Here is a 10,536-nt window from a genome sequence, read left to right as displayed (position 1 = left end):
TGTTATAGAAAGGACAAATGCTTGGTTGGATGCTTACAAGGCAATTCTGGTACGTTTTGAAACAAACAAAACTCATTGGAAAGCATTGCATCTATTGGCTTTTACAGTAATTTTATTGCGTCAACTTTGAACAACTTCTATTTCAAAAAAGCAACTTTCACTGCTTATATTCTATTTTTTATTGGGTTATGTACTACAATTGCACAGGAGTCAGTAACAAATGGAGGTGAAGCAACAGGTACTGGAGGGACTGTCAGTTACTCAGTAGGACAAGTCAATTACATTACAAGCAATGGCAATGGTTATTCTTTAGCTGAAGGCGTTCAGCAAGCTTATGAGATTTCAAACCATATTGGAATTAAAGAAGCTGATGGAATTGAATTGAATATGTCTGTATTTCCAAATCCAACACTGAATGTACTAACCTTACACATTCAGGATTATTCAATTGATAAACTCCACTATCAGGTTTTTGACATGAATGGGAAACTACTCTTTCAAAACTCGATTAATGAGGTTAACTCATTGATTTCAATGGACAAACTGCTTGCATCAACTTATTTCATTAAAGTTTTTGATGCCAATCAGGAAATCAAATCATTTAAAGTTATAAAACACTAATTACAGGAAATCGGTATAAAAAATAATCAGTTTTTTACCAATTGATTTTTAAACCAAATTACCCTAATTTTTGCTCGGGTTTCCTCATATTTATTAAAACACAATTAAAATTTATCGGATGAAAAATCTATTTGTCATCATTACAGCATTATTTCTCACTCTCAACGTTTTTGCCCAATCACCAGAAAAAATGAGCTATCAAGCAGTAGTTCGGGATGCAAACAAGAAGTTAGTTAAAAACACAGCTATTGGAATGCAAATATCCATACTTCAGTATACGGCTTCAGGAACAGCCCTTTTTGTAGAAACTCACAACCCAAATACCAATGAGAACGGATTGGTTAGTGTTGAAATAGGAGATGGAACCATTGTTATTGGAGACTTTACACTCATTGATTGGACAGATGGACCTTATTTTATCAAAACAGAAACAGATCCTACAGGAGGCACAAATTATACGATTGAAGGAACCAGCCAATTGCTAAGTGTTCCCTATGCCTTACATGCTAAAACTGCTGAAGGAGTTACAGGTTCGCTTGATGAAAAAGACCCTCTGTTTAATGCTTCAGTGGCAAAAGATATTTCAGCAGTCGATACCGCAAACTGGAATAATAAATTAGCAGTGGAAGCTGATGGTTCCGTAACCAATGAAATCCAGATGTTAAGCATTAGTAACGACACTATTTATTTAGCAAACGGAGGTTTTGTAAAAATACCTACTGAAACTGACCCAATATATACAGCATGGAATAAAAGTACTGGTATTGTAATCACGGAAAGCCAGATCACGGATTTGGATCATTTTACTACTACTGATGAAATAGATCCAGTGTTCAACAATTCTGTGGCGGAAAATATTACTGCTTTTGATACAACTCAATGGGCCAATAAAGTAGGAACAGAAACTGATCCTGCGTATACAGCATGGAATAAGAGTACTGGTATTTCCATCACGGAAAGCCAGATTACTGATTTGGATCATTTTACGAATGCCGATGAAACTGATCCTGTGTTTAACAATTCAGTAGCTGAGAATATTACAGCCTTTGATACTACTCAATGGGCAAATAAAGTAGGAACAGAAACCGATCCGGTATACTCCGCATGGAATAAGAGTACAGGTATTGCCATCACAGAAAGTCAAATTACGGATTTGGATCACTTTACGAATGCCGATGAAACTGATCCTGTTTTTAACAACTCAGTAGCAGAAAATATTACAGCTTTTGATACAACTCAATGGGCCAATAAAGTAGGAACAGAAACTGATCCTGCGTATACAGCATGGAATAAGAGTACTGGTATTTCCATCACAGAAAGCCAGATTAGCGATTTGGATCATTTCACCAATACCGATGAAACTGATCCTGTGTTTAATAACTCAGTAGCAGAAAATATCACAGCCTTTGATACTACGCAATGGACAAATAAAGTAGGAACAGAAACCGATCCGGTATACTCCGCATGGAATAAGAGTACAGGTATTGCCATCACAGAAAGCCAGATTACCGATTTGGATCATTTCACCAATGCCGATGAAACTGATCCTGTATTCAATAATTCAGTTGCTGAGAACATTACAGCCTTTGATACCACTCAATGGGCAAATAAACTAGGGACAGAATCTGATCCTGTTTTTAACAACTCAGTAGCTGAGAATATTACAGCCTTTGACACTACACAATGGAGTGCTTCTGGGGATGTTTTGACGGATAATGATAATGATACAAAAATACAGGTGGAAGAAAGTGCTGATGAAGATATAATACGATTTGATGTAGCTGGAACTGAAAGAATGCTTTTGACTGCCAAAGCACTGGAATTTGAAAATAACGATCAAAGTGTTTACATTGGTAAAGGTGCAGCTCATTCTATCAGTGGTAACGAAACCGGTCAAAATGTTTTTATTGGATTTGAAAGTGGAAAGAATACCAATTATTCAATTGCTAGCAATTATGCTAGTTACAATACATTTATTGGTTATCAATCTGGGTATTCCAATACAAACGGTTACTTTAATGTTGCAAATGGTTATCAATCCCTTTATTCAAATACTACTGGAGCTTTTAACACTGCATATGGTTATGCATCTCTTTATTCAAACACAACAGGATATATAAACACAGCAAATGGAGCCTCATCTCTTTATAAAAACATAACAGGATATTGTAACACTGCAAATGGTAATTCATCTCTTCATAATAACACAACAGGATATGATAACACGGCAAATGGTTTTGTATCCCTTTATAATAACACAACAGGATATAATAACACCGCAAATGGTAGTCTTTGTCTTTATAAAAATACCTCTGGAAGGAATAATAATGCAAGTGGTTTTGCATCCCTTTATTCAAACACAACAGGATCTTCAAATGTTGGTATTGGTGTAGGAGCACTATACAAAAATGAAGAGAATAGCAATCTGGTAGCCATTGGCGATAGTGCATTGTTTAATTGTGGTTATAATGGTATTACAGCAAGTGGAAATACGGCTGTAGGCTCAAAGGCACTATACAGTAACACATCGGGTAGTTCTAATATTGGAATTGGAACACAAGCACTTTATAAAAATACAATAACCAGTAATTTGATAGCTATAGGTAATGGTGCTTTATACAACAATTATTATTATTCTGGATACTATGCAAAAGCTTCACAAAATATTGCAATAGGTTCTAATTCGCTGCATTCCAATACAGAAGGATATTCTAATGTAGCGATTGGAACAGCCGCTCTTTTCAGAAATAATAAAGGAAATAACCAGGTAGCTATAGGAGATAGTGCTTTATATACTAATGGCTTAAATGTAAACTACAGCAGTTCCGATGCTACAGATAATACAGCCATTGGGTCTAAATCCCTTTACTCCAATACGAAAGGTGCATACAACTCTGCAATTGGTTCTAAATCTCTTTATTCTAACACAGAGGGAGATTATAATACAGCAAATGGAATGCGATCCCTTTACTCAAACACAACAGGATATAGAAACACAGCAAATGGTTCTCAATCCCTATATTCAAACACAACAGGAAATTCTAACACAGCAAATGGTTCTCAATCCCTTTATTATAATACAACTGGATTTGTTAACACAGCAAATGGTTATCAATCCCTTTATAGAAACACATCGGGTCATTATAATGTAGCAAGTGGAAATCAATCTCTTTATTATAATACAACAGGATATTTTAATACTGCAAATGGTGTTGGATCCCTTTATAAAAATACAACTGGAAATTTTAACACTGCAAATGGTACTTATTCCCTATTTTCAAACACAATAGGATATTATAATGTAGCCAATGGTGTTCGATCTCTTTATTCAAATACAACAGGATATTCTAATATAGCTATTGGCATAAGGGCTCTATACAAAAATACGGTCAAAGGCAATTTAGTTGCTATAGGTGATAGTGCTCTTTACAATAATGGAACAGGAGCAAGCTCAAGTTCGCATTCAAAGCAGAATACAGCTGTAGGATCTAAAGCACTGTATGCAAATACTACTGGCTATGGCAACTCAGCAGTTGGCTATAGAGTATTGTATGACAATACTACTGGGTATAGAAATACTGCAATGGGAAGATATGCACTTACAAATAATACCTCTGCCAAATATAATACTGCCATTGGTTACACTGCACTTGATGGAATTACAACCGGTAATAACAATACTGCAGTTGGGGATAATGCATTTGGTTCTGGTTCCACATACACAAACTCCACAGCCATAGGTGCTGATGCATCTCCCGGAGCTAGTAATCGGGTACGATTAGGTAATTCCAGTGTTTCATCCATAGGTGGCTATGCTTCCTGGTCGAATGTATCCGACAAACGGTTTAAGAAAAATGTAAAAGAGAATGTATCAGGGCTTGAATTTATCCTAAAGCTTCGTCCGGTTACCTATAATTTGGATATGGATGCACTTGCTGAATTTACCAATCTGCCTGAAGAAAAAAGATTTGCTGAATCAGAGCAATTAAAAGGAGCTGAGTTGCAAAGTGGTTTTATCGCCCAGGAAGTGGAAGAAGCTGGTAAAAGTATTGGCTATGATTTCCATGGCGTAGAAGCACCGAAAAATGAAAAGGATCATTACAGCTTACGCTATGCAGAATTTGTTGTGCCTTTGGTTAAAGGAATGCAGGAACAACAAGCTTTAATTGAAGAATTATTAGCAAGAATAGAAGAATTGGAAAATAAATAAGTATAAACCGTCATCGCGAGGAACGAAGCAATCTCATGAATCGGAGACCGCATTCTATATCAGGAGATTGCCATGTTCGTTCCTCAACGCAATGACGTAAAAACAACAGGTTTTCTATTAAAAGCAAATGAAACCTGTGAGGTCTGGATGAAATAGAAAAATAAATAAGTATAAACCGTCATCGCGAGGAACGAAGCGATCTCATGAATTGAGGACTGCATTCTATATCAGGAGATTGCCGCGTTCGTCCCTCAACGCAATGACGTAAAAACGAGAATTATGAAAATCCTATCTACAACATTAACCGTGCTTTTTTTGCTAGCATGTGTATTTATCTCCCTTCAAGTAAAAGCACAATCTCCTGAAAAAATGAGTTATCAGGCAGTTGTTCGGGACATGGATCAAAAACTGGTTAAAAACGAATCAATTGGAATGCAAATTAGTATTCTCCAGAATTCGGTTTCCGGCCTTGCTGTCTATGTTGAAACACACAGTTGTACATCAAATGCCAATGGCTTGGTTACACTGGAAATTGGAGCAGGAACAATTGTTTCAGGAAACTTTTCATTAATCGATTGGTCAGATGGTCCTTATTTCATCAAAACAGAAACAGATCCATTAGGGGGTGCAAATTATACGATTGAGGGAACAAGTCAATTGTTAAGTGTTCCCTATGCATTATATGCTGATAAGGCTGGCAATACGAACTTCAATGACACAAGTTCAACAAATGAAATTCAAACTATTTCGTACGACAGCTCGGTAGTTAGTTTTTCGAAAGGTGGAGGTTCTTTTATTTTAAACAATAACGACAATGATTCCTTAAACGAAATTCAAACACTTTCAAAAAAAGGAAATGTAATTACTCTTTCACAAAATGGAGGAAGTATAACGGATGAAAATACAATCTACAGTTCAGGCTATGGTCTGTATTTAACAGGGACTACTTTTCAAGCACGATATTCAGCTGCTATGTGGAATGCGAATCGAATTCAGGATAAAAATATTTCATCAACCAATCCTAAAACAAATCAAGTTTTAAAATGGAATGGAGCAGCCTGGACACCAATGACCGATGAAAATACAACCTATTCTTCAGGTTCAGGAATCGTATTAAATGGCAATAGCATTACAGCAATTGACACAAGTGATATAAACGAAATCCAAGCGATTGGCATTAGCAACGATACCATCTTTTTAGCTAATGGAGGTTTTGTAAAGTTGCCAGCAGAAGCAGATCCTGTATTTGGTGCTTCAGTGGCAAAAAATATCACATCAGCCGATACATTAAATTGGAACTCAATCTCAACTAGTTTGACAGATGCTGATACCGATACTAAAATACAGCTGGAGGAAAATACAGATGAAGACATTATACGCTTTGATATAGCCGGGACTGAAAAAATGGTAATAACCCAAAAAGCACTTGAATTTACAAATAATGATAGCAGTGTTTTTATTGGCCAAGGTGCAGGTAACTCCATTAGTGGTAATGAAGCTGGAGGAAATATTTTTATTGGATATAGAAGCGGATTCAACAATACCTATTCTTCAACTATGCAAGATCGTGCCAGCCATAATATATTCATAGGACAACAGGCTGGTTATTCAAATACGTACGGTAATAAAAATACAGCAATTGGATATAAATCACTATATAACAATACTACAGGATATTATAATACAGCGAATGGTTATAGAGCACTTTACTCCAATTTAATAGGTATTGGTAATACAGCAAATGGTTTTCAAGCGCTACATAGCAATTATACCGGCAGTTCAAACTCAGCATATGGTTATAAGGCACTTTATTCAAATAATCCAGGTCATGAAAACACAGCAACTGGTTCTCGAGCACTTTATTACAACTATACTGGCTATTCTAACTCAGCATATGGTTCTGAGGCGCTAAATTTCAATAATACTGGCTATTCTAACTCGGCATATGGTTATAGGGCGCTTTATTCAAATAAATCCGGACATTATAATACTGCCCTTGGATATCAAGCTTATTATAACGATACAGCATTCTCAAATTCAACTGCTATTGGTAATGGAGCCGAACCAAATGCCAGCAATGTTGTCATACTTGGAAACAGCAGTGTAAGTTGGGTCGGTTGCGTTAACTCCACTTTCTACACTTCTTCTGATAAAAGAATAAAAAACAATATTAAAGAAGATGTTAAAGGCCTTGATTTTATCATGAAGCTCAGGCCGGTTACCTATACTTTTGATAAAGACAAATTTGACGATTTATTAACTGTAGTTGATTCGAGTAATTATGCTGAGAAATATGATGTAGAAAAAATTAAACAAAGTGGATTTATTGCTCAGGAAGTTGAAGCAGCTGCTGTTGAAACAGCATATGATTTTAGTGGTGTAAGAGCACCCACAAATGACAAAACACCCTACAGCCTTAGCTATGCACAATTTGTAGTGCCTTTGGTTAAAGGAATGCAGGAGCAGCAAACTTTAATTGAACAGCAAAATGAAAAGATCGCAGAATTAGAACGTCTGTTGCTTGAAATGCAACGCAAGATGGACTAAGTTACAATCAAACTAAATGCAAAAACATGATTCATTAAGTTGGGTCATGTTTCTTTTTGTCTTGTTAGCTTAGAAACAAAAAACCCCGCCATTGGCGGGTTTTTCAAAACTTAATCACTTAAAAAGCATTGATTAAATTAATAAGACTTATTGTTCGAATTTTAATATTAAATTAGGCTTAACAGCATGTGCAATGGCGGCATTGTTAAAAATAGCAATACCAAATGCAATTTCCTTTGTAATATCAAATACTACATCATCAGCATCACCTGTATCTAATTTGCGCATAAACTCACAAACCCAACCCGTTCCAGTATGTTTTGCCTGAATAGTAATATCGCCTCTTCCTAATGTGAAAGGCTTGGTTGTAACACTTGGAATACGCTTTGTACCTGTAGCTTGCTCATAGCCACCGTCAGCAGGATTGATTGTTCCACCGGCAAATGTTAGTACGCCTTCTGCATCAACAGCAGTAACTAGCTTGGCAGTAGCATTATCAATATCATCTTTACTAATCCAATAATAATCACTTTTGTTAGGGATAACATACTTGGGAACACTCACATCAGCAGTACCATTATTTAAGGTTTGCTTATTGTCAGAATAACCACCTTCACCTGTTTCATCACCTTTTCTACCATTAGCAGCCGATCCTTTTGTATTGTCATCATAAACCATTTTCTGGTCATCAACCTGGCCCAAATATGTGCCTCTTACACGTTTCCAATGCCACATGTCAATTTTTTGACCATCTGTTAAAAGATAATGGCGGGTGTGTTTGTCTTTTGGATTGGCTATGGTACTTACTGTATGGCAAGTAGCATAACAAGTTGTTGTGTTAAAACCATCTACATCACCAATTGGGAATAAGAAAGCAAATTTATCTTCGTAAAACTTATCACTTGCATTGTTAGCATATTTATGCTCACCTTTCCAAAGTTTGTCAGAAGGATCGAAATACCATGATTGTCTGTCTTTGCTATCTTCTGCATCTTCCCACTCAAACAAGAAATAAATATCAGTTCCAAAATATCCGGCACGCATTGTATAGTCATACTTTTCGCCAGAATATGGATCAAATAAACCCAGATTTTCTTCAATACCAGCTCCATCACTATTTAAGTGTGTTAATCTTGCAGGTAAATTAGGAACTTCTGTTGTTCCAAGTAATTTTTGAGAGGCTCCCCACATTGCGTCAATTGTTCCATCCAACATTGGAGCTTCGGTAAATTTCTCGACAAGAAGCTCGGTTGAGCTTGTGTCGGGATTGTCGATTACATCAGGATTATCGTTACAGCTACTCATGAATAGTACTGCACCAAAAAACATAATGCTTGCTACATAACTAAAATACTTTTTCATAATTTATTAATTTAATTAATGATTTTGATCATAAGACTGACAGTATTTCAATTTATGTTCCTAAGCAAAAAGAAAAATAGGATGTGAAGATTAAATAGCTGTATGTTTCTGACAATAAGGAATAAATCATTCAATAATTATTTTTTGAATTAATTCACTTCCAAACAAAAGAATACCAAAATCGACTAAATCTCATCCTTTTAGACGATAAACTGACGGCAAAAGTATTGGGAATTTTTCAGGAATTTCCTGAAGTCAAGCAAAATGAATTTAGACTATATCCATTATTGATTATACCTGACTTTGAGTGTGGATGAAAATGCTTTACAAAGCAAATTTTGCAATCTTAGATTTTAGCGTTGATGCTGGCAGACCCAATATTTCGCTGGCTTTTGCTTTGTTTCCATGCGTTTTATCTAAAGCAGATCGTATGGCATTTTTTTCGACTTCTTCTAATATTTCATTTAAAGTTTTATCATCAAATGCAAAACAGGCAGGCTTAAAACCAGGGAATTTAATTTCATAAGGAATAATTTCCTTGGTAATTCTATTATCTATACTCAAAAGGGTCAAGCGCTCAGAAATGTTTCTCAACTCTCTTACATTGCCTTGAAATGGATATTTTTTTAATATTTCAAAAACATCCTCATCAATTAGCTTTGCTTCCTCTTCTGAGAAAATGGAAACAAAATGTCTGGTTAAACTGATAATATCTTCGGGTCTTTCTCTCAAAGACGGCAACTGAATAGGAAAAACATTCAGGCGGTAAAACAAATCTTCCCTGAACAAACCTTCATCAACCATTTGTCTTAAATCTTTTTTTGTAGAAGCAATTAGCCTTATATCCACTTTGATTGTTTTGCTTCCACCAACACGCTCAATTTCTCGTTCTTCGAGTGCTCTTAATAATTTCACCTGCATTTCGAGCGGCACATCATCAATATCATCCAAATAAAGTGTGCCTCCATTGGCCATTTCAAATCGTCCGACTTTTTCGTCTGTAGCACCCGTAAAAGCTCCTTTTTCGTGACCAAAAATTTCGGACTCAAAAATTTCACGGCTTAGCAAAGCACAGCTCACTTTGATGAGGGGCTTACGATTTCGACTACTATTGAAATGGATAATATTGGTTAATAATTCTTTTCCTGTACCTGTTTCGCCAACCAGTAAAACACTTGTTTGTTTTTGGGCAACAATTTTTACGAGTTCAAAAATTTCGACAACTCGCTTACTTTTACCAACATAAGCGGAGAAATCATAATCCTTTTTGAGCTGTTTTTGAAGAACTCTATTTTCTGCTTTGATTTGCTTTAATTCTAAAATATGCTGGATAATAATAAGCATTCTCTCGTTTTCGAAAGGCTTTTCAACATAATCGTAAGCGCCTAACTTCATGGCCTCTACAGCTGTCGAAATGGTTGAATGTGCAGTCATCAGAACAACATAAATGTCCTTATTGAATTTCTTAATTTTTTCTAAAAATTCAATGCCATCAACATCCGGCATTTTAAGATCTGTAATAACCAAATCGGGCTTGACATCCTGTAATTGCATTAATGCTGAATTAGCATGAGCAAACTCAAACACTTCAAAGCCTGCATCTCTTAATTCATCAGAGAGCGAAACCCGTATTATTCTTTCGTCATCGACAACAAAAATTTTCATTTTACCTATTTAGTATGGGAGTGTAAATCAAACTCTGTCTGGTTATAATTTCCTTTAATTTCAAATTTATAATAATATTCATAATGCTGTTGTAATGTTGGTAACTTTTAGCTTTAGCGTTTAAAAAGTTA

At 35.7% G+C, this 10,536-nt stretch carries 5 protein-coding genes; 3 read left to right on the top strand and 2 right to left on the bottom strand.

Annotated elements, in window-relative coordinates; all coding sequences use genetic code 11:
• The first annotated feature begins 75 nt into the window (after window positions 1-75).
• The 3 genes from HOG71_14230 (at window position 76) to HOG71_14220 (ending at window position 7,378) form a co-directional block, all read left to right on the top strand.
• Window positions 76-621: a T9SS type A sorting domain-containing protein gene (locus HOG71_14230; GenBank protein MBT5992005.1), complete on the top strand. Its 546-nt coding sequence runs from the start codon at window positions 76-78 to the stop codon at window positions 619-621.
• A gap of 118 nt (window positions 622-739) precedes the next feature.
• The gene (locus tag HOG71_14225) at window positions 740-4,831 is read left to right on the top strand and encodes a hypothetical protein (GenBank protein ID MBT5992004.1); all 4,092 of its coding nucleotides are present in this window, start codon (window positions 740-742) and stop codon (window positions 4,829-4,831) included.
• Window positions 4,832-5,110: 279 nt separating this feature from the next.
• A complete protein-coding gene (locus HOG71_14220) occupies window positions 5,111-7,378 on the top strand; it encodes a hypothetical protein (protein MBT5992003.1) in 2,268 nt (755 codons plus the stop codon).
• A gap of 147 nt (window positions 7,379-7,525) precedes the next feature.
• Here the strand turns inward: HOG71_14220 and HOG71_14215 are convergent, their stop codons facing one another.
• Complete coding sequence (locus HOG71_14215; protein ID MBT5992002.1) at window positions 7,526-8,740, bottom strand: hypothetical protein; 1,215 nt, start codon at window positions 8,738-8,740, stop codon at window positions 7,526-7,528.
• 324 nt (window positions 8,741-9,064) lie between these two features.
• Entirely contained in the window at window positions 9,065-10,414 is a 1,350-nt protein-coding gene (locus HOG71_14210) for a sigma-54-dependent Fis family transcriptional regulator (protein MBT5992001.1), read from the bottom strand.
• Window positions 10,415-10,536 lie beyond the last annotated feature (122 nt).

Source organism: Bacteroidota bacterium (assembly GCA_018698135.1).
Lineage (GTDB): Bacteria > Bacteroidota > Bacteroidia > CAILMK01 > JAAYUY01 > JABINZ01.
This window is presented reverse-complemented; position numbering and strand designations above follow the sequence as displayed.